Genomic DNA, 22,091 nt, shown 5'->3' on the forward strand with positions numbered 1-22,091 from the left:
CCTCAGGATTCCTTCTTGGCGCTTACCCAATAACCGTTGGGGCCAATCTCACGACCGGCGATTTGAACTTGTCCCTCTGCATTACGATACATAAGGGTTTTTAAATAGAATGTCGTATCTCGATACGTTGCCTTGATATAAGCAGTGAAATATTGGCTGGCAACATCCAGAGGCACTTCTTTAAAGGCAACCGTTTTATCCTTCAGGGCCGGTAGCCTGGCCAAGTCTTCGAGTCTGGCAAACCCTTCTGCACTCCGAGCATCAATAATAGCCTCTACATCGCCTTCTGTGAGTTTATCAGACAGGGCACGAAACACTTCGGGCAGTGCTGTGTTGACATTAATCCTGCTGGAGTCAGGCAAAGCCGTTACCAAAGGAGCAAGCAACTCAAATTCGAGACTACCAACACCCTGAACCAACCTTAACTCTGATAATGATACAAAGGGGGCATTAGCCGTTCTTCTCGGCGGTTCCATGACCAGATAATGATTATCTTCCCCACCGGTTTCTAACGGTTCCTGATCATGGTCAATCCAATCCTTGATAGCTGAGGTAATCTGTACGTTCAACTCCAGATTTTGCAGTATTTTCTCGAACATACCATCAAACCTCTGGCCATCCAGCCCTTGTGCGGCAAGCCAGTTCAGGTTAAACCGGCTGGCTTCATCAACAATGACCAGCTCAATGTCTCCCTGGTCAACGGCATAGCCTACTTCCTGTATATTCCAGCGCTCACTTTCGTGATCCATGATCTTTTTCTTTTTCCTGTCATCTTCCGCATCCTGCTCAAGCAGTAAAGCAACATATTGTTCAGCCCCCATGGCCAGATGCCTGGCCTGGATACGCTCCAGGTAATGGGTGTTTTTCTCAGTATGGAGCCAAAGACTGGTGACCATCTGGGAAGCCATCAGCGTAATCATGGCGAAGATAAGAAGTACATAGATCAAGGCAACGCCACGCTGCCGGTTAACTGACCTCATCGTTTATCCTCTATATAATCATCTTCATCGTCGTCATACTCATCCGCCCCTAATCTGAAAGTGTTTCGTTCTGCTTTCTGCTGACCTTTAATCAGCTCCTGATCCAGTCTCTTCTGACCATCCGAAGGCTTGTAATCCACAGCGGGCAAAATCGTTACCAGTGTTCCAAAATCCACATGTTTTACGGTCAGCTCTATTGCCTGGGGCATTACCGGGGCTTCAAATGCTTTCCTCATTCCAGCTGGTGGTCTGGTTTCCTGTTTTTGTTTTGCCGGTGGCCAGCTACTGCTCCAGCGCTTCTTTGCGTCCATAAAACGGACTTTCAAGCCATACACATTGCTGAGAACAACCTGCCGTATCACAACCGGATCCGGAGCCCTGTCCAGCATTAACCAGTAATAACGAACCAACTCGTCGTCTTCCAGATTATATGCAACACGTTGCAGGTTACTCCTCAGTTCCTTCAGCGGATTACGCCAGCCAGCACGGGTAAATTCCAGAGCAAAGCCATTAGGACTGGGAGATTGGACGGCTGGCTGACGGTCACCAAATTCATCCCGCACTGGTCTCGCTGCCAACTGGAATAGATCTTTCTCCAGAATCAGCTGCGCTCTTTGAATTTCATCCAGATTGTCCAGAATGCCATCAGTCACCTGTTGAGCCCGACTGACGGAATCGAACAACTTATAGGCCGCCGTACTGATCATGGCAAAGAGCAATATGGCGATCATCAACTCAAGCAGTGTGAACCCTTTACTCCTGTTCATTTTCTGGGCTTCCTCAGGTGGGACTCCAGAGAGGACATCGGGATATCATCATCTTCAGGTTTCTGATGGCCCACAAAGACATCCACAACTATTTTCCTGAAATCTCGCTGACTGGTATCCCTGACTGTTTGACGAACATACCAGTCGTACCCGGCATAGTTTTCAACTTTGCCCCTGACACCTTTATCGGGCCAGCTTTTTTCTGCCTGAATACGGCTCAGATACTGGTCGGCCAGCTGTGCGGCCAAAACCTTTTCCTGCATATAGCGGGTTTGGCGGATACTGTTACCGTCTGCCAACATCAACATAGAAGCAGCCAGGGCAAAAATGACCACTGCTACCATCACCTCAATAAGGGTGAAGCCCAAAACACTAGCGAACGACTTCGACATCGGATAAACCATCAGTTATCAGCATCACACCCTGCTTTTTATTTTCAATGGGAACCACGTATAGCGAAAAAGGGGTCACCTGGTAGTCTGAATAAAACACCACATCGGGACCGGCATCTTCGGATTCGAGATAGGGCAGATCGTCCTCGGCTGTCTGCAGATAAAAATCCAGTCTTTCCGGCATCGTATAGGGTTGAAAAGGTGCCTCTGTAATAACAAACCATTCGTTACTTTCCAGTGGCAGTACCCACCACTGGTAGCGCCCAGTCTCATCAATGGAAAAACCGTATTCAGCATTATCCAGAAGTGCTTTGTCCCTGACCTGAGAAAACAGAGTCTGTAATCTCGTCACCTGCTCCTGTACTGTTTTTTGAACATTGCCGGTCATTGGGCTCAGTAGAGTAACACCCAGCAATATACCTATGATCAGGATGACAACCAGCAACTCGACCAGAGTGAAACCCTGGCTTTTCTTACTGTCTGGTCTGCTTCCTTCCGAAACCGTACTGTTCATTAAGCCCTATCACTTTGAAAGTTGAGACTGAGTTCAAGACTCTTCCCAGTTAGTAATATCTGCATTAAGACCTTCACCACCTTCACGGCCATCAGCCCCTTGGGAATAGAGATCGTATTTGCCATGATTACCGGGCTGAAGATAAATGTAGTTATTCCCCCAGGGGTCAACCGGAGCCTTTTTCAAATAGCCTTCCGGGTTCCAGTTTCGGGGTTCAGGAGCAATGGTTGGCTTCTTGACCAGGGCATCCAGCCCCTGATCTGTTGAAGGGTAAAAACCATTGTCCAACCTGTACAATTCCAATGCCTGGGAAAGGGTTTCAATATCGGACCGGGCCACTGTAACCTTGGCCTGATCAGGGCGGCTGAGAAGTTTTGGCGCCACCATGGCTGCCAGTATCCCCAGAATCACGACAACCACCATGATTTCTATAAGGGTAAAACCTCTTTGTACCTGTTTTGTCATCATTCTCACAACCTCATTAATGGATTCCGTACCGAGGAAATGGGATCACTGTCATTTCCAATTAAATCCGCCAGATAACGACAGATTCTGTCCTGTACGTCCTGTTTCTACCTTTACGAACATGGCCATAAAAAGCCATGCTCCCTTCGCTCAGTTCAGCAACTGATTCATATTCAGGATGGGCAGCAGTATGGCTAACACAATCACCATGACGACACCGCCCATAACCACCAGCATCAGGGGCTCAAAAAGTCCCAACAGAAGAGAAATTCTGCCATCCAACTCCATCTGCTGGTTCTGGGCTGTTCTGTCCAACATTTCATCCAGCTCACCCGTCGATTCCCCGCTACCGATCATATGAAGCATTAAAGGTGGGAAATAACCGGTTTCTGCCAGAGCCCGGTTCAGGCTGGAACCTTCACTGACCCTGCGGGCAACATCTTTCACCGCATGACAAATAGCTCGGTTATCAATAACCTGTGAGGCAATGACCAGAGCTTCCACCAGCGAAACACCGCTTCGTGTCAGGATGCTCAGGGTGCTGGCAAATCTTGCGGCACTTAATGTTCTACTAAAGCGACCCAAAACAGGTAAACGTAGAAAGAAACGATCCCATGACATTCGAACGGCTGGTTTCTTTAGCGCCTGCCTGAAAGCCACAACCCCGAAGAGAATAATGCTGAAAATAAAAGGCCAATACGCCTGGAACCCTTCACTGGCAGCGATCAGTGCAACCGTAATGCCGGGCAGCTCCTGACCGGTATCGACGAACACCTTTACGACATCCGGAACCACATAACCCAACAGGAAACTGACGATCCCCAGCGCTGCCAGCAACAGAATGATCGGGTACAGCAACGCCTGCTGAATTTTCTGGGTAGATTTCATCCGTGCCTCGGTGTAGTCCGCCAGCCGGTTCAGCACTTTATCGAGATAACCTGCATGTTCACCAGCCGCTACCGTGGCCCGGAACATCTGGGGGAAAATATGGGGAAAGTCTTCAAGGCTCTGGGCCAGTGTGAAGCCTTCAAGTACTCTGGAGCGAATCGCCAACAGCATATTTTTAAGCCTGCGCTTTTCCTGCTGAGAAGCGACGCCATAAAGCGCTTCCTCAACAGGCATGGCAGCTTGAATGAGTGTGGCTAACTGGCGGGTCAGTGTGGCCAGCTCGACAGCAGAAACACCTCGTTGAAAGAGCATGGACAAACTACCAGAGGTATTCTGTTTCTGCTCTGAAACCTGATTGACCGATAAAGGCGTCCACTCCTTATCACGAAGCATTTGCCGGACGTGCCGGTTACTGTCGGCCTCCAGTGTGCCTTTATGTTGCTTGCCCTGCTGGTCGAGGGCGATGTATTCGTATGCAGCCATGACGTGTGGTTATCCGCCTCCGATACGGATTAATCTTTCTGGGTCACTCTGAGCACTTCTTCCAGTGTTGTCAGGCCAGCCAATACCTTTTTGGCGCCATCTTCTCTGATCCCCGGAGAGCTTTTTCTGACATAGTCCGTGATCGCTTGCTCGCCTTCTCCGGCATGAATCATTCTTCTAACCTGCTCGTCCACCATGACTACTTCATAGATGCCGGTCCGCCCCCGGTAGCCACTGTGGTTACACTCTTTGCAGCCGTTTGCATGGTAAAGCTCGGGCGCATTGCCCACCTCAACCCCCAACTCCCGGCATTCAGCTTCATCTGGCTGATAGGGCTGTTTACACTGATCGCAGAGAACTCTGACCAGACGCTGAGCCATTACCCCCAGCAAGCTGGAAGAGAGCAAAAAAGGCTCAATCCCCATATCCTGCAAACGGGTCAATGCACCAATCGCCGTGTTGGTGTGAAGTGTTGATAGCACCAGGTGACCTGTCAAACTGGCTTGCACAGCAATTTCAGCGGTTTCGGTATCACGTATTTCCCCCACCATGACCACATCGGGATCCTGACGCAAAATCGCTCTCAACCCTCTCGCAAAGGTCATATCAACTTTGGTATTCACCTGGGTCTGACCAATACCTTCGAGGTTATATTCGATAGGGTCTTCTACGGTGAGAATATTTCGACACTTATCATTCAATGAGGTCAGGCAGCCGTAGAGGGAAGTCGTTTTACCGGAGCCTGTGGGACCCGTGACCAGAATAATGCCGTAAGGCTTGGCCAGCAGGCTGGAAACGCATTGAAGGTCCTGACTGTCCATACCCAGATGCTTCAGCTCAAGACGTCCCGCCGCCTTATCAAGAAGACGTAAGACCACTCGCTCACCATTGCTGGAAGGCAGCGTGGAGACCCTGACATCCACCTCTTTACCAGCCACTTTCAGGGAGATACGACCATCCTGAGGGATGCGTTTTTCGGCAATATCCAGACGAGCCATAACCTTGATTCTCGAAACCAGAAGTGCTGCCAGAGTTCGCTGGAGGCTGAGAATCTCTCTCAGGACCCCATCGACCCGAACCCTGACAACCAGGTTGCTTTCAAAGGTTTCGATATGGACATCCGATGCACCTTCCTTGATGGCTTCCGTCAACAGCGCGTTGATCAGACGAATGACCGGGGCATCATCACTCTGCTCCAGCAGGTCTTCTGTCACCGGTACCGCATCAGCAAGGCTGCCCAGGTCCAGATCATCACTGATACCCGCAGCATTTTGCAGAGCTTCGGAGCTGTCATTGTGATAACACTCGGACAACACTTCAGAGAGTTTGTCTGTTCCTACCTTGCGATAAAGTGGAGACTGGCAGGTAATTCGGGTGACCTCAGAGAAAATATCCGCCGAAGGCACTGACCGGAAATAGAGTACGGGCTGTTCCTGCTCCCAGGTCAGAACCACACCATGCCTTTTAGCAAAGGTAAATGGCAGACGCTGCAACATCAATCCCTGATTCTGGAATTCCGGATCTTCTGGAAGGCTGGCTGTGTCGGTCAAGGCTAACTCCTTGGATAATTAGTAATTCCAGAACTTCTATTAGGGCTGATTGGGGGCAACCAGAAACAGTTACCACAAACAATCCGATATTTTTTGCTCTGAACCCTGAAAATTGAATTATTCTTCAAGCACGTCACAGGTAGTGTGATCCAATATCCGAATTTTACAACTGAATTATTTAAAAATGACTCAAACACAACCCCAACTTTTTGATCCGACAGAAATTCCTGATCGCAAAGGATTAATTGAAAACTATTTTTTGGTGAAAGCATCGGCTTTTAAAAGTAGCACTCTTATGCTTTATTTAGATTAAGAATAGCCCATGACCCAACACGCTTTCCTTAATCAAGTAAACCTTAAATCGAGAACCGTATGAACTCAGAGTTCATGGCCACCTACTTAAAATGGGGCCATCGAAAAAACCACTTAGCACTGACCGCTCTTCTGACGATCACCATGATTGTTTCAATAGCCACTCAGTCATTTTTCTTTTATGAGTCACTCGAAACAGAAGACGTTCATAATAATTCTGAACGAATGTCTCAGAATAAACCTGAAGAAAAAGTTCTGACTCCCAGGGATTTTGAATTACTCTTTGGTGCTAATCATCAACCTGAAGTCGCCAGACAGCCCGCCGATATCCCTAAAACAAGGTTAAATCTGGTACTCAGAGGCATTCTTGGTGAACGTGACCAGAAGAACAAGTATTCAAGTGCTATTATCCAAGGCAGCAATCAGGACAAGCTTTATGGTATTGGAGATCCCCTGCCCGGTGGCGCAATACTGAAGGAAGTGCATCCGGATCATGTGGTTTTAAGCAGCAACGGCCAGCTTGAAACCCTTTATTTCCCGGATGCAGGGAAAGATGACAGGGCTTTGCAGGAATACAAAAGCTCCGGACACGCTATGGATAAGAGTACAGAACGCCCCGGCTTCACTCAGGAGCCGGATGGAAAATCACTTGAACAGCGCATGCAGGAGTTAAGAGATAAGCTTCAGCAGGCTAATCAAGGGATTTGATACAAGAATTAAAACCTCTTCATATGGTTAAGTAATGAAAACTAAAGACTGCCCATTTGTATCCATGGCCTTCAGACCCCTGCTTGCCGCTCTGTTTACCATAAGCCTTCAGAGCAGCGTATCGGCGGCCCCTGTTCCAGCCAACCCGGAAACCACTTCCTCCTCAGAAGCCGTGAAGGCTGACGCAGCCAGGGAAAGGAAGTGGACTCTCAATCACCAGAATGCTGACATTCGTGAATTCATTGGGCAGATCGCCAAGATCACCGGTGAGACCTTTGTCATAGACCCCAGAATCAAAGGCGGAAATACCGTTACGGTGCTGTCTTCAAAGCCTCTGAGCAGTGACGAAGTTTACGATGTCTTCCTGGAAGTCCTGTCAGCCAACGGCTATGCAGTGATACCCAAGGGCAATATCATTAACATAGTGCCCAGTACCACAGCAAAAACCAGCTCACCCAATGAGAGTCAAAAACCTCGTGATGCGATCATGACCACACGCGTCATAGAACTTCACAGTGTGTCAGCCATTGAGCTGATCCCCATTATTCGTCCACTGATTGCCCAGTACGGCCATGCAGCTGCTTCCGCAACCAGTAACGCGGTCATCGTCAGTGACCTTGCAGACAATGTTGACCGTATCACAAAACTGGTAAAAGAGCTGGATCAGACAGGGAATAATGACTACGAGGTGATTCAGTTAAAGCACGCCTGGGTGGGAGATGTTGCCAAAATCATTCAAGACACTTTGATAGCAGGCAAGGGGCAACTACCCAGTGGTCTGCAAGTCATTGCTGATGAGCGTAGCAACCGACTAGTCATCAAGGGCAACGCCAGCAAGCGCCAAAGGGTCAGAAAGCTGATAGAAACTCTGGATAAGGAGGGCATTCGCAAGTCCAACACCAAAGTCATCTTCCTCAGCTACGGTGATGCCAGAAATATTGCCGACATCCTTGCAGAAGCGTCTTCGACGATTCAGGACAGTCAGGATAAGAAATCCAAATCTTCCGCTTCAGGACAACAGTCTGTTCCACAACAGCCTTCAGCTCCCAAGATTCAGACCAAAGGCCAGCCTTCCGGAAAAAGCAAAGGTGCCAGATCAGCGGCGAACGTATTCGTTAAAGCCGACGAAACTCAGAATGCCCTTATCATGATTGCAGACCCGGACACTCTGGCAGAGATGGAACACATCGTTCGCCAGCTTGACGTACCAAGATCCCAGGTTCTGCTGGAAGCGGTTATCGTAGAAGTGTCAGGTGGTATTGATGATGCCCTGGGTGTTCAGTGGGGTATTGATGGCAAGGAGACCATTCGTGGCGAGGCCACAAGTACCGGACCTGACGGTAAATCGAGCACAACCGTTTTCAACAACAAAAGCAGCATAACCGGTCACATTCTTGATAACTCAGCCATCACCCTGGGCTCCCTGGCTCTCAGGGCCGATAACTTTGGCGTACTGGTCTCCGCCTTGAGTTCGAAGTCTAACAACGACATTCTCTCAACGCCCAGTATGCTGACGCTGGATAACCAGGAAGCTGAATTCCTTGTGGGTCAGAATATTCCTATCAAAACCGGCTCTTATCAAACCTCAGCCGGTGGTGGCAGTAACAACCCGTTCACCACAACTGACCGTAAAGATGTCGGTATCAAGCTCAAGATCACCCCTCACCTTAGCGAAGGTAACGGCATCAGGCTTGAGTTGGAGCAGGAAGTTTCTTCTTTGGACAGAAATGCGTCACAAACCCTGCTAAACAACGACGACCTGATTTTCAATAACAGGACGCTTAAAACGACCGTTCTGGTGGATGATGGTCAGACCATTGTCATCGGTGGCCTGATTGAAAACGTCAAGAGTCAGAGCAAGAAGAAAATCCCACTGCTGGGTGATATCCCTATCATTGGAAACCTGTTCCGCTATGAACAGGACAAAAACCAGAAGCGAAATCTTATGTTGTTTATCCGACCTACCATCATGAGAAACTCTGAAACACTGGCTAAGGCGACCAGAGATCGTTATACCAAGCTAAAAGTGATTCAGCACAATAAAAAATCACCTGATATGCTGCCGGAAGACCCTTCTACCCTGTTTGAACCAGAAGCCTTTGATCTGCGCAAGAAAGACAAGAAAGCCTGGCAAAGCGACAACTGATTTTAAACGTACGTAACAAGTTCCTGTTAAAAAGCCAGAATAAAATCTGGCTTTTTTTTCATAAAAAGCATACCGCTTTAAAATAATTTGCAGACTTTTGACTGTTTGTTTTCATAAAACTTACAACAAAGTGAACAAAAGTCGTCTACATTTTCTTCATCTAAGATCACATTCAATTGATGACTCTCGCTACTTAAACAGAAAACTATTTCTTCAATTTTTATTCCCGGCAATGTCAAAACACACTCAATATGAAACAAATTCCGAACACTAGAAAAAAACGCCCTGTCATCGGCGGCAATCTCATTAACTGATAATCACCGGGAGAACATCTTAACAAATTAATCGGTTGCCAGATGGCCAATAACGAAAACATCAGGTAGGCTGGGTTCATGAGCCAATTATTCAGGTAGAGGTAATAACTGACCGGGTACACTGACAGCAATATTGAAACATACAACACCCTGCTCGCATCAAACCCCAACCTGACGGTCAGGGTGCGAATGCTGGAAGACTGATCATCCAGATAATCACGAATTTCGTTAGACACCAGCAGGGCAGACGTTAACAGACTCACCGGTACAGATACCCAAAGCAGTTCATTACTCCAGACACCAGAAACCGCATAGTAAGACCCACTCACCATCAGCACCCCAGTCAACAGAAAAACTGCGGGAACCCCCAGACCTCGATGCTTATAGACGACAGGCTCTCCTGTATAAAAATACCCTGCAATCACGCCAAACAGCCCCAGCAGAAATAAAGGCCAACCCGTTATCCAGACAAGCCAGAGTCCGATGGCAATGGCCAACAGGGCAAACAGGCCTGCAATGGCAAAGTTTCTGCGAATCTGCTGAATCACCTGCTCTGCCAATAGGCCTGTTTTGCCATTCCAGAAATGTAAGTCAGCATGATCATTGGCCAGGTTACTGGCTGCCTGCAATAAAATGCCAGCCGTCATGACAGCTACAGCCCTGACAATATCACCCTGCCCCATTGAAAAAGCCACAGCAATCCCTAATCCACAGGTGATCAGTGCTACAGAGAAGGAGAAGGGCCTGAGCGCCTTCACAAAACGGTATTTGTCTGGATTCAGATTCGGTATATCCACTGGAGGATTCCCTGAGGATGGAGATAAACGTGGGACTATGTGCCATTCAACGGCTGTCGCCTATAGCGACATTCCGCAAGTCAGGTAACAGACAACAGGTAGCCAGAAGCCGAGATAGAGAGAATAGCAGCTCTGGCGCCCGGCTAATAAAAGAAAACGGCCCACCTCCTAAGAAATGAGCCGTTTAATCGGTTAAAACTGGATCAGACCAGATCCTTTTACCAGCCTGTTTTCTCTTTCAGAGCCTGACCGATTTCTGCCAGGGAGCGAACGGTTTTAACACCGGCCTCTTCCAGAGCAGCAAATTTCTCGTCAGCAGTACCTTTACCACCAGAGATAATCGCACCGGCATGACCCATACGCTTGCCCGGAGGTGCAGTCACACCAGCAATGTAGGAAACAACCGGCTTGGTAACATTTTCCTTGATGTAAGCAGCCGCTTCTTCTTCAGCCGTACCACCAATCTCACCAATCATCACGATCGCTTCGGTCTGTGGATCTTCTTCAAACAGCTTCAGGATATCGATAAAGTTGGAACCGGGAATGGGGTCACCACCAATACCAACACAGGTAGACTGACCGAAGCCGAAGTCAGTGGTTTGTTTAACCGCTTCATAAGTCAGAGTACCGGAACGGGAAACGATACCGACTTTACCGGGTTTATGAATGTGACCTGGCATAATACCGATCTTGCACTCACCCGGAGTAATAACACCCGGGCAGTTAGGGCCAATCAGGGTGACACCCAGTTCGTCACAGCGGACCTTACAGTCCAGCATGTCCAGAGTAGGAATACCTTCAGTGATGCAGACGATCAGTTTAATACCGGCATTGGCGGCTTCCAGGATGGAATCCTTACAGAAAGCGGCAGGTACGTAGATGACGGATGCTTCAGCGCCGGTTTTCGCCACGGCTTCAGCAACCGTATTGAATACCGGCAGGCCCAGATGCTCCTGGCCACCTTTACCCGGAGTGACACCACCCACCATACGAGTACCGTAAGCAATCGCCTGTTCAGAGTGAAAAGTCCCCTGAGAACCAGTAAAGCCCTGGCAGATCACTTTGGTCTCTTTGTTAATCAGGACGCTCATTCTTATTTTCCCTCAGCTGCTTTTACTACCTGGTCTGCAGCATCGGAGAGACTGCTTGCAGCAATGATGTCCAGCCCACTTTCCGCCAGTTTCTGAGCACCCAACTCAGCATTGTTGCCTTCCAGACGGACAACAACAGGTACCTCAACACCGACCTCTTTCACAGCACCGATGATACCGTCAGCAATCAGGTCACAGCGAACGATACCACCGAAGATGTTAACCAGTACCGCTTTAACACTGTCGTCAGACAGAATAATTTTAAACGCTTCACTGACACGTTCTTTGGTAGCACCGCCACCCACATCCAGGAAGTTAGCAGGAGCACCGCCGGACAGCTTAACAATGTCCATGGTACCCATGGCCAGACCGGCACCGTTTACCATGCAGCCGATGTTGCCATCCAGTGCTACATAGTTCAGTTCCCACTGGGCAGCATGAGCTTCACGAGCGTCTTCCTGAGAAGGATCGTGCATGGTCTTCAGACGAGGCTGACGGTACAGGGCATTGCTGTCGATGTTCAGCTTGGCATCCAGACAATGCAGATCACCGGCTTCAGTAATCACCAGTGGATTGATTTCCAGCAGAGCCAGATCCAGGTCCTGGAATAGTTTGGCCAGTCCCAGGAAGATCTTGGTGAACTGCTTAACCTGGGTAGCGTTCAAACCCAGTTTAAACGCCAGTTCACGACCCTGGTAAGGCTGAGCACCCACCAGAGGATCAACCGTTGCCTTCAGAATCTTTTCTGGTGTCTCTTCAGCCACCTTTTCGATTTCAACGCCGCCTTCGGTGGAAGCCATAAAAACGATGCGACGGGTAGAACGGTCTACGACAGCACCCAGATAAAGTTCCTGAGCGATGTCGGTGCAGTTTTCTACCAGAATCTTGCTCACTGGCTGACCATTTTCGTCCGTCTGGTAAGTTACCAGATTCTTGCCCAGCCACTTCTCGGCAAATTCACGGATTTCATCTTTGGAGCTGACCAGCTTTACACCGCCAGCCTTGCCACGGCCACCGGCATGGACCTGTGCTTTGACAACCCACTGATTGCCGCCAATCTGGTCTGCGGCGGCCGCTGCTGCTTCCGGGGTATCGCAGGCAATACCCTTGGATACCGGCAGGCCATACTCAGCAAACAGCTGCTTACCCTGATATTCATGGAGATTCATTCTGAGACTACCATTGTTGTTTTAATCAAAGTTGTTTTAATCAAAGTTGTTTTAATCAAACTGCTATCCACATCCATGGATAAAGGTTTATTTATTTCGACCCCAACCCCTCGGGCATCGAAATTAAACGTTGAGGTCCGGCGCCTGCCCATTGAATCCGACAGGCTTCCATCCCCTCTGACACTTCTTTGTATCAGTTGCTTACTTGAGAGAAGTTTACTGAATCAATTGCGCCTTCCACGCATCAGGAAACCACTCTCGAGAGCCGTAATTAACGGCGCTTGCGATTTGGAATATGAATCGCATGACCATCTACCGCCAGAACCGCTTCGTGCAGAGCTTCACTCAATGTTGGGTGAGAGAAGATGGTCAGCGCCAGGTCTTCAGTACTGGCAGCAAATTCCATGGCGATAACACCTTGCTGAACCAGTTCGGCAGCGCTTGGGCCTACTGCGTGTACACCCAAAACACGGTCGGTTGTCTTGTCGGCGATCACTTTAACCATGCCTTCAGTGTCATTAGCCGCCAGAGCACGACCACTGGCCAAGAATGGGAAGCTACCTGTTTTGTAGTCAACACCTTCGGCTTTCAGTTCCTGCTCGGTCTTGCCTACCCACGCAATTTCAGGGTGGGTATAGATCACGGAAGGAACCAGATCATAGTTCATGTGGCCTTTTTGACCGGCAATGATTTCGGCAACCATAATGCCTTCTTCACTGCCCTTGTGTGCCAGCATTGGTCCTCGAACCACGTCACCTACCGCATAGACACCAGGCACGTCGGTAGCGCAGTGATCATCGACAAAGATAAAACCACGCTCATCCATATTCACGCCACAATCGGCAGCCAGCAGGCCCTCAGTGTAAGGACGACGGCCCACTGCAACAATAAGCTTGTCGAATACAACAACCTGTTCACCGCCATCAGAATCCGCATAGGTAACATGGACTTCTTTACCCTTGATCTGCGAGCCAGTAACACGAGCACCCAGACGAATATCCAGACCCTGCTTCTTGAAAATCTTCATGGATTCTTTGGATATTTGCTCGTCGGCAGCCGCCAGGAAACGATCCATAGCTTCCAGCACGATAACATCAGAGCCCAAGCGGCCCCATACGCTACCCAGCTCCAGACCGATAACACCGGCACCAATAACACCCAGACGCTTGGGAATTTCCTGGAATTCCAGGGCGCCGGTGGAGTCAACAATCAGATCGTCATCGGTCGGTGCTGGCGGAATTTCTATCGGACGGGAACCCGTAGCAATAACCACATTACCCGCTTCGTACACTTCAACAGTGCCATCGGCTTTGGTCAGCTCGACCTGTTTGTTCGCCAGTACTTTACCAGCACCTTCCAGCAGGGTGACACCATTAGCCTTGAACAAACCACCCACCCCGGTAGTCAGGGTCTTAACGATCTTGTTCTTGCGGGCGAGCATTTGCGGCACGTCCATCTCAACACCGGAGTGATTGATACCGTGCAGCTTGAAGCCCTTCTGAGCTTCTACAAACTTGTGAGAGCTGTCCAGCAGTGCCTTGGAAGGAATGCAGCCTACGTTCAGACAAGTTCCACCCAAGGCTGTTTTGCCTTTGTCATCAGTCCACTTTTCGATACAAGCAGTCTTAAGGCCCAGCTGTGCTGCGCGAATGGCACACACATAACCTGCGGGCCCCGCGCCGATAACTACAACGTCAAACTGATTTGCCATATCTTCTGTTCCAAGAAAATGAGAATGGCGGCCTTATGGGCCGCCGCAAAACCCATGAAACTTACAATTCCAACAGGATTCTGGCCGGATCCTCCAGCAGTTCCTTGATGGTAACAAGGAAGGTGACCGCTTCCTTGCCATCCAGCAACCTGTGGTCATAGGACAGAGCCAGATTCATCATGGGGAGAATCTCCACCTGACCATTGACGGCCATGGGGCGCTCCTGAATTTTATGCATACCCAGAATAGCGGACTGAGGTGGATTCAGAATCGGTGTAGACAAGAGCGAACCAAACACACCACCGTTGGAAATAGTAAAGGTTCCACCCGTCATGTCCTCAATATCCAGCTTGCCACCCTGGGCTTTTTTACCGTATTCACGGATTTTCGCCTCAATATCAGCCAGGCTCATGTTTTCAGCATTACGCAGAACCGGTACCACCAGACCACGATCACTGGAAACGGCTACGCCGATATCCTGATAGCCATGGTAAACGATATCATTACCATCAATAGAGGCATTCACAGCAGGATAGCGACGCAGGGCTTCGGCACAGGCTTTGACAAAGAAGGACATAAATCCAAGTCGGACACCGTGACGCTTCTCGAACTGATCTTTGTAACGGGCTCTCAGTTCCATAACCGGCTTCATGTTGACCTCGTTGAAGGTGGTCAGCATGGCGGCTGTCTGCTGTGCTTCTACCAGACGCTGGGCAACTCTAGCACGCAGACGTGTCATTGGTACACGTTTTTCCGTGCGTTCTCCGGCAAATACCGGGGTGGTCGCTTCTACCCTGGGAGCAGAGGAAGCCTGAACCACAGGTGCCGCAGCAACGGCCGGGGCTGGCTTCTGCTCAGCATGACGAACAACATCTTCCTTGGTAACGCGACCGCCTTTGCCAGTACCGGAAATAGTGGTTGGATCAATGCCTTTTTCATTGGCGATCTTACGGGCAGCAGGGCTGAGGATTGGCTCTTCCGTACCTGCCGGTGACTCAGCACTTGCAGGCGTTGACTCATCCGCCGGAGCAGAAGCCGTTGCCGCCGCACCGGCTTCAAAAATAGCAATGACTTCTTCGCTCAGAACCGTGTCGTCTTCGTTCTTGAGAATCTCTTTCAGTACACCGTCTGCTGGAGCGACGACTTCCAGTACTACCTTATCAGTCTCGATATCAACCAACAGCTCATCACGAGAGCAAGCTTCTCCAGGCTTCTTGTGCCATGTGGCGACCACACCGTCAGCGACAGATTCCGGAAATGTTGGTGCTTTTATTTCAGTGGCCATTGTGGATCCTTTCGGGGTTGCGACCGGTCGCCCCGGAACTACCGGGGCGTCGTCAATTATACGTTAAAAGCGTCTTTTACCAGCTTTTGTTGTTCTTCAACATGCTTGGACATATAACCACAGGCGGGGGCTGCTGAAGCTTCACGACCTGAATAAACCAAACGCAGGTCGTTAGCGTGAGTATCCAGGGCCCGGCGCATATGGTGCTGGCTGCAGTACCAGGCTCCCTGGTTCATGGGCTCTTCCTGACACCAGACCACATCCTTCAGGTTTGGATAGCCAACAATCAGCTCGTCCAGATCATCCTGAGGGAACGGATACAACTGCTCGATACGAATGACGACGGTATGCTGCAGTTCATTTGCACGCTTGTACTCAAGAAGATCGTAGTAAACCTTGCCACTGCACATGATCAGACGGGTAATATCCGCAGCCTTATGCTCATCAATCTCTGGGATGATAGTCTGGAAGCTCCCTTCAGCCAGCTCTTCCAGGGTGGAAACTGCCAACTTGTGTCTCAGCAGGCTCTTCGGTGTAAAGGCGATCAGCGGCTTACGCAGCGGGCGCAAAACCTGACGACGCAGCATGTGGAACACCTGTGCCGGAGTGGTGGGTACACACACCTGGATATTATGCTCGGCACACAGTTGCAGGTAACGCTCAAGACGGGCCGAAGAGTGCTCCGGCCCCTGACCTTCATAGCCGTGCGGCAACAGCATGGTGAGGCCACACAAACGCCCCCACTTGTGCTCGCCACTGGTAATAAACTGGTCAATAACGACCTGACAACCGTTGGCAAAGTCACCAAACTGGGCTTCCCAGATAACCAGTGCCCCTGGCATCGTGGTCGCATAACCATACTCAAAGGCCAGTACCGCTTCTTCAGACAGCAGGGAATCCCAGATCTGGAAGTCAGGCTGCTTTTCGGAAATATTAGCCAGCGGTACATAGGTAGAGCCATCTTTCTGGTTGTGCAGTACGGCATGACGGTGGGAGAAAGTGCCTCGCCCTACATCCTGACCCGTAATGCGTACCGGATGGCCTTCCATAATCAGGGTGCCGTATGCCAGCGTTTCAGCCGCCCCCCAGTTAATGGGTTGCGCACCTGCGGCCATTTTCAGGCGGTCATCAATAATCTTGCTGACCTGACGCTGAACGACAAAACCCTCAGGCACCTTGCACAGCTTCTGACCCAGCCCCTGCAGAGTAGCCAGAGCGACACGGGTATCATGACGGGCAGTCCATTCGTGACCCAGATAAGGAGTCCAGTCGACAAACAGTTCTTTATTGGGTTCTTTCACCAGTGCTTTAACAACATGACCACCGTTGTCCAAAGCACTACGGTAGCTGTCAACCAGAGTCTTGTCCTGTTCTGCATCCAGGATGCCAGCTTCCATCAGCCTCTCAGCGTACAGATCACGGGTTGTCTTGTGAGTCTTGATAATCTGATACATCAGTGGCTGAGTACCAGAGGGCTCGTCCGCTTCATTGTGACCACGGCGACGGTAGCAAACCATATCAATGACCACATCACGCTTGAATTCCATTCGGTAATCCAGCGCCAGTTTGGTCGCAAACTGAACCGCTTCCGGGTCATCACCGTTGACGTGAAGAATGGGCGCACCGACAATCTTGGCGACATCCGTACAGTACTCAGTAGAACGGGCATCTTCCTGTTTACTGGTGGTGAAACCCACCTGATTGTTGATAATGATGTGCAGAGTACCACCGGTCTTATAAGCACGGGTCTGGGACATCTGCAGGGTTTCCATAACAACCCCCTGACCGGCAAAAGCAGCATCACCGTGAATGGCAAGCGGGATAACCTGATCACGGCCTGAGTCGATACGACGATCCTGACGGGCACGCACTGAGCCTTCTACCACCGGGGAAACAATTTCCAGATGCGAAGGGTTGAACGCCAACGCCAGATGGACTTCACCACCCGGTGTCATAACGTTAGAGGAGAAGCCCTGATGATACTTCACATCACCGGAGCCGGTGTCGGCCATCTTTTTGCCTTCGAACTCATCGAACAGCTCAGAAGGGTTCTTTCCGAGAATGTTAACCAGCACGTTCAAACGACCACGGTGGGCCATGCCGATAACAATTTCCTTGGCACCGTAGGAGCCTGAACGCTGGATAATTTCGTCCAGCATAGGAATCAGAGACTCCCCTCCTTCCAGGCCAAAACGTTTGGTACCGGGATATTTGGTTCCCAGGTATTTTTCCAAACCTTCAGCCGCTGTCAGACGCTCCAGCAAATGCTGTCGGGCTTCTGGGCCCACTTCCGGACGACTGCGAACGCTTTCCATTCGGCTCTGAAACCAGCGACGTTCTTCAGTGTTGACAATGTGCATGTATTCAACACCGATGGAGCCACAGTAGGTTGCCATGAGAGCATCGAAGATCTCACGCAGTGTCGCTCGCTCTTTACCGATAAAAATAGTGCCGGTCTGGAACTCAGTGTCCAGGTCGGCGTCGCTCAGCCCATGATACTCAAGACTCAGGTCGGGAAACTGTTCGCGCTGCATGCAGCCCAATGGGTCAATTCTGGCTTGTTGATGCCCCCTGATTCGGAAGGCACTGACCAGACGCAGAACCTGAATCTGCTTACGCTCATGATCGCTGGAAATGGTACCCGCCTCGATTGGGCGGGTGGTCTGGCGCTGACGCGCCATTAGCACAAAGTTTTCCTGAATCGTCGAGTGGGGTACGTCCGGTCCGCCACCATTAACCTGAGGAAGCTTTTCAAAATAATCACGCCATTCCTCAGAGACCGAATTCGGGTCGCGGAGGAATTGCTCGTACAGTTCTTCGACGTATGCAGCATTCCCCCCGGAAATATGTGAGGTATCCCACATTTGCTGCATCACACCTTCTTGCATCGTCACTACCCCGTGAATGAAGAGCTGTCTAACCATGAGAGTCGCCGCCCTGACCATCATTGGTTTACAAAATCAGAAACCAGCCAGACTCAAGAATCAACTACAGTCCAATTTAATTCATACGTCAATGTAACTGTAGTCAGAAATTTTAATTTAAAGTGCCCGATCACGTGGCACTATCAAACAGCATCTGCTTGATATGACCAATGGCTTTGGTTGGATTCAGGCCCTTTGGACATACCGCCACACAGTTCATAATGCCACGGCAACGGAACACACTGAATGGATCGTCCAGATCCGCCAGACGCTCCTCGGTCGCTGTATCACGACTGTCAGCCAGAAAGCGATAGGCCTGTAGCAGACCAGATGGACCGACAAACTTGTCAGGATTCCACCAGAACGATGGACAGGCCGTGGAGCAACATGCACAGAGAATGCATTCGTAAAGACCGTCCAGTTTCTCTCGATCTTCAGGGCTCTGCAGACGCTCAATGGCCGGTGCCGGTTCTTCATTAATCAGGTATGGCTTGATCTTTTCATACTGTTTATAGAAAAGACTCATATCGACAACCAGGTCACGGATAACAGGCAACCCCGGCAATGGCCGCAAAATCAGTTTCTTCTTGCTGCCCATAGCTTCTGACAGAGAAGTAACACAAGCCAGACCATTGGTGCCATTGATGCTCATACCATCCGAACCGCAAACCCCTTCGCGACAGGAACGACGATACACCAATGTCTCATCTTTATCTTTAATCAGGTTCAATACATCGAGCACCATCAGGTCTTTGCCTTCAGGAATTTCCACCTCAATGTCTTTCATGTAAGGTTTGGAGTCGGTCTCCGGGTTGTAGCGATAGACGCTTACATTTAACGAACTACCCAACATATTCCTGCCTCCTCCTCAGTAGGTTCTGGCTTTCGGTGGGAAAGCCTCCATGGTTTTGGGTGCAAAGTTGACATGACGCTTGCCGACCCGCTGTTCCTGCGGAAAATACAGGGAGTGAGCCAACCAGTTTTCATCATCACGCTCAGTAAAGTCGTTACGGGCGTGAGCACCACGGGATTCTTTACGCTGTTCGGCAGAAACCGCAGTGGCATAAGCGACTTCATAGAGATTCTCGAGTTCAAGCGCTTCAATACGGGCGGTGTTAAATGCCTGACTCTTGTCTTCAAGGTGAGTATTTTTCAGACGCTCACCCAACTCATTCAGTTTCTTCAGACCTTCCTGCATACTCTCGCCTTCACGGAATACACCGAAGTACAGCTGCATGGTACTTTGCAAATCTTTACGGACGTCCGCAACCTTTTCACCGCTACTGGACTTGTTCAGGCGATCCAGACGGGACATGGCCGCTTCAATATCGCTGTCAGAAGCATCAACGCCGTCGAAACCCTCTCTCAGGTTTTTCTCGATCTGGATACCCGCTGCACGGCCAAACACAACCAGATCCAGCAGCGAGTTACCACCCAGACGGTTAGCACCGTGCACAGATACACAAGCCGCCTCACCGCAGGCGTAAAGACCTTCTACAACCTGATCGTTACCTTCAGCATCCGGGAACAGAGCCTGGCCACCGACGTTGGTGGGAATACCCCCCATCATGTAGTGACAGGTTGGAACAACAGGAACAGGAACTTTAACCGGATCAGCATGGGCGAATGTCTTGGACAGTTCACAGATACCCGGCAGACGCAAATTCAGGGTTTCTTCACCCAGGTGGTCCAGCTTCAGCAGCACATGGTCCTTATCCGGTCCACAGCCGCGCCCTTCCAGAATCTCCAGAATCATGGAACGAGCCACTACGTCACGGCCAGCCAAGTCTTTGGCATTGGGCGCATAACGTTCCATGAAACGCTCACCTTCGCTATTGATCAGGTAACCACCTTCACCACGACAGCCCTCAGTCACCAGAACCCCCGCACCGTGAATACCGGTTGGATGGAACTGCCACATTTCCATGTCCTGCATCGGGAAGCCGGCACGCAGAGCCATACCAATACCGTCACCGGTATTGATCAGGGCGTTAGTGGTGGAAGCGTAGATACGCCCGGCACCGCCGGTAGCCATAACAGTGGCTTTGGCTTTGATATAAACGGTTTCACCCGTTTCCATACAAATCGCAACAACACCGGCCACCTGACCCTTCTGGTTTTTCACCAGGTCCACTGCATACCATTCATTAAGGAACGCCGTACCCCCTTTCAGGTTGGCCTGATAGAGGGTGTGCAGCAGAGCGTGACCGGTTCGATCAGCGGCAGCACAAGTACGGGCAGCCTGACCGCCCTTGCCGAATTCTTTGGACTGACCACCAAATGGACGCTGGTAGATGCGTCCTTCCTCTGTACGGGAGAACGGCAGCCCCATGTGCTCCAGTTCAAATACGGCCTGAGGACCTACTGAACACATGTATTCGATAGCGTCCTGGTCACCGATATAGTCCGAACCTTTGACGGTATCAAACATGTGCCAGCGCCAGTCATCCTTTGGATCGGCGCTGGCAATGGCGCAGGTGATGCCGCCCTGGGCCGATACCGTGTGGGAACGGGTTGGAAATACCTTGGTCACACAGGCCGTCTTGAGACCTGACTGGGTGAGTTGCAGTGCAGCGCGCATGCCAGCGCCACCACCGCCGATTACGATGGCGTCGTAAGTCAGTGTGCGAAGAGCCGACATAGATCAATTACCCCAGAGAATTTGAACGCCCCAGACGATGTAACTGAATACTGCTACAAAACAGATCAGCTGGAAGGGGAAACGAATCAGGACAGACTTACTGCCAAATGCACGGGCATTCAGGTAGTCCGTTGCTATAGTCCACATACCTACCCAGGCATGGGCAGCTATGGATAGAATGGCGAGCAAGGTAAACACCTTCACCCAGGTGTGCTCGAACAGGCCACTCCATTGTTGATAATCCAGACCGGGATTCATCAAAACATAGCCGCCTATAAACAGTGTGAAAGCGGCCAGGATGATGGCAGACAGCCGCTGCAGCATCCAGTCATAGAGTCCACTTCGGGACAAGTTAGTGATATTGGTTACCATACCCACACCCCCGCGAGCACAATCAATATTGCTGATACTACGATGGTAATGATCGCACCGGCCTTGCCTGACTCTTTACCTTCACCAATACCTACATCCATCAGCAGATGCTTGACACCTGCAACAAAGTGGTAAATCAGACCGGCAAGCAGCACCCAGACAATCAGTTTGACCAGGCCACCCGACATGAGTGTTTTCAGCTCCGCAAAGGACTGCTCAGAAGACAGCGACAGATCCAGTGCGTACAGTAGGAAACCTACCCCGACAAACAGCAACACACCCGAAATCCTGTGCAGGATCGAAGTATAAGCTGGCAGTGGTAGTTTTATAGTGGTTATATCCAGATTGACAGGTCTTTTGCTATTCACGTTTTTCGTCCCAACGCCCGAAGCGCGCACAGCTGAATCAGCAACATTATCCAGAGGTTTATGACCTACCCGGGATCATGCCCTCTAATATCAGGTTCGCCTGAGCAGGCTACCCTGAATCCAGGTGTAAGAAGCCGCGTTAATTGTTGTTAACGTTCTTTTCTCACCCCTCACGAAGCCCTCCACGACTTCGGCAGTGAAGTATATACAGTTC

General features: G+C 50.3%; 19 protein-coding genes. 2 read left to right on the forward strand and 17 right to left on the reverse strand.

What is annotated here, in order from left to right:
* Window positions 1-2 precede the first annotated feature (2 nt).
* The 7 genes from gspK to gspE all read right to left on the reverse strand — a co-directional run bounded on the left by gspK (window position 3) and on the right by gspE (window position 5,985).
* Window positions 3-980 (reverse strand): type II secretion system minor pseudopilin GspK, encoded by a 978-nt coding sequence (gspK, locus tag K7B67_RS13185; RefSeq protein ID WP_252176322.1) that lies wholly within the window; start codon window positions 978-980, stop codon window positions 3-5.
* A complete protein-coding gene (gspJ, locus tag K7B67_RS13190) occupies window positions 977-1,747 on the reverse strand; it encodes a type II secretion system minor pseudopilin GspJ (RefSeq protein ID WP_252176323.1) in 771 nt (256 codons plus the stop codon). Before gspJ ends, gspK begins: the two co-directional genes overlap by 4 nt.
* Complete coding sequence (gene gspI / locus K7B67_RS13195; RefSeq protein WP_252176324.1) at window positions 1,744-2,139, reverse strand: type II secretion system minor pseudopilin GspI; 396 nt, start codon at window positions 2,137-2,139, stop codon at window positions 1,744-1,746. Before gspI ends, gspJ begins: the two co-directional genes overlap by 4 nt.
* A complete protein-coding gene (locus K7B67_RS13200) occupies window positions 2,120-2,653 on the reverse strand; it encodes a type II secretion system protein (RefSeq protein WP_252176325.1) in 534 nt (177 codons plus the stop codon). Before K7B67_RS13200 ends, gspI begins: the two co-directional genes overlap by 20 nt.
* A 33-nt stretch (window positions 2,654-2,686) precedes the next feature.
* The gene (gspG, locus tag K7B67_RS13205) at window positions 2,687-3,121 is read right to left on the reverse strand and encodes a type II secretion system major pseudopilin GspG (RefSeq protein ID WP_276576700.1); all 435 of its coding nucleotides are present in this window, start codon (window positions 3,119-3,121) and stop codon (window positions 2,687-2,689) included.
* Between the two features lie 147 nt (window positions 3,122-3,268).
* Window positions 3,269-4,489, reverse strand: a complete 1,221-nt coding sequence (gene gspF / locus K7B67_RS13210) for a type II secretion system inner membrane protein GspF (protein ID WP_252176326.1) — start codon at window positions 4,487-4,489, stop codon at window positions 3,269-3,271.
* Between the two features lie 29 nt (window positions 4,490-4,518).
* Window positions 4,519-5,985, reverse strand: coding sequence for a type II secretion system ATPase GspE (gspE, locus tag K7B67_RS13215; RefSeq protein ID WP_252180578.1), 1,467 nt, complete (start codon window positions 5,983-5,985; stop codon window positions 4,519-4,521).
* A gap of 426 nt (window positions 5,986-6,411) precedes the next feature.
* On the opposite strand from gspE, the gene K7B67_RS13220 reads away from it, so the two are divergent.
* Window positions 6,412-7,059, forward strand: a complete 648-nt coding sequence (locus tag K7B67_RS13220) for a type II secretion system protein N (protein ID WP_252176327.1) — start codon at window positions 6,412-6,414, stop codon at window positions 7,057-7,059.
* Window positions 7,060-7,093: 34 nt separating this feature from the next.
* Window positions 7,094-9,205 carry a type II secretion system secretin GspD gene (gene gspD, locus K7B67_RS13225; RefSeq protein WP_252176328.1) on the forward strand — a complete coding sequence of 704 codons (2,112 nt, stop codon included), beginning with the start codon at window positions 7,094-7,096 and terminating at the stop codon, window positions 9,203-9,205.
* A 235-nt stretch (window positions 9,206-9,440) separates the two neighbouring features.
* Here the strand turns inward: gspD and K7B67_RS13230 are convergent, their stop codons facing one another.
* The 10 genes from K7B67_RS13230 to sdhC form a co-directional block, all read right to left on the reverse strand.
* A complete protein-coding gene (locus K7B67_RS13230; protein ID WP_252176329.1) occupies window positions 9,441-10,316 on the reverse strand; it encodes a prenyltransferase in 876 nt (291 codons plus the stop codon).
* Window positions 10,317-10,534: 218 nt separating this feature from the next.
* Window positions 10,535-11,407, reverse strand: a complete 873-nt coding sequence (gene sucD / locus K7B67_RS13235; RefSeq protein WP_252176330.1) for a succinate--CoA ligase subunit alpha — start codon at window positions 11,405-11,407, stop codon at window positions 10,535-10,537.
* Window positions 11,408-11,409: 2 nt separating this feature from the next.
* Window positions 11,410-12,576 carry an ADP-forming succinate--CoA ligase subunit beta gene (gene sucC / locus K7B67_RS13240; protein WP_252176331.1) on the reverse strand — a complete coding sequence of 389 codons (1,167 nt, stop codon included), beginning with the start codon at window positions 12,574-12,576 and terminating at the stop codon, window positions 11,410-11,412.
* A 271-nt stretch (window positions 12,577-12,847) separates the two neighbouring features.
* A complete protein-coding gene (gene lpdA, locus K7B67_RS13245) occupies window positions 12,848-14,287 on the reverse strand; it encodes a dihydrolipoyl dehydrogenase (RefSeq protein ID WP_252176332.1) in 1,440 nt (479 codons plus the stop codon).
* A gap of 61 nt (window positions 14,288-14,348) precedes the next feature.
* A complete protein-coding gene (gene odhB, locus K7B67_RS13250; RefSeq protein WP_252176333.1) occupies window positions 14,349-15,572 on the reverse strand; it encodes a 2-oxoglutarate dehydrogenase complex dihydrolipoyllysine-residue succinyltransferase in 1,224 nt (407 codons plus the stop codon).
* A 56-nt stretch (window positions 15,573-15,628) separates the two neighbouring features.
* Window positions 15,629-18,460: a 2-oxoglutarate dehydrogenase E1 component gene (locus K7B67_RS13255; RefSeq protein WP_252176334.1), complete on the reverse strand. Its 2,832-nt coding sequence runs from the start codon at window positions 18,458-18,460 to the stop codon at window positions 15,629-15,631.
* Window positions 18,461-18,626: 166 nt separating this feature from the next.
* On the reverse strand, window positions 18,627-19,349 hold the full coding sequence (locus K7B67_RS13260) for a succinate dehydrogenase iron-sulfur subunit (RefSeq protein ID WP_252176335.1): 723 nt from the start codon (window positions 19,347-19,349) through the stop codon (window positions 18,627-18,629).
* 15 nt (window positions 19,350-19,364) lie between these two features.
* The gene (gene sdhA, locus K7B67_RS13265) at window positions 19,365-21,137 is read right to left on the reverse strand and encodes a succinate dehydrogenase flavoprotein subunit (protein WP_252176336.1); all 1,773 of its coding nucleotides are present in this window, start codon (window positions 21,135-21,137) and stop codon (window positions 19,365-19,367) included.
* A 3-nt stretch (window positions 21,138-21,140) separates the two neighbouring features.
* Window positions 21,141-21,509, reverse strand: coding sequence for a succinate dehydrogenase, hydrophobic membrane anchor protein (gene sdhD / locus K7B67_RS13270; RefSeq protein ID WP_252176337.1), 369 nt, complete (start codon window positions 21,507-21,509; stop codon window positions 21,141-21,143).
* A complete protein-coding gene (gene sdhC / locus K7B67_RS13275) occupies window positions 21,503-21,877 on the reverse strand; it encodes a succinate dehydrogenase, cytochrome b556 subunit (RefSeq protein WP_252176338.1) in 375 nt (124 codons plus the stop codon). Before sdhC ends, sdhD begins: the two co-directional genes overlap by 7 nt.
* Window positions 21,878-22,091: the final 214 nt, after the last annotated feature.

It is taken from the genome of Endozoicomonas sp. 4G (genome assembly GCF_023822025.1).
Classification (GTDB): domain Bacteria; phylum Pseudomonadota; class Gammaproteobacteria; order Pseudomonadales; family Endozoicomonadaceae; genus Endozoicomonas_A.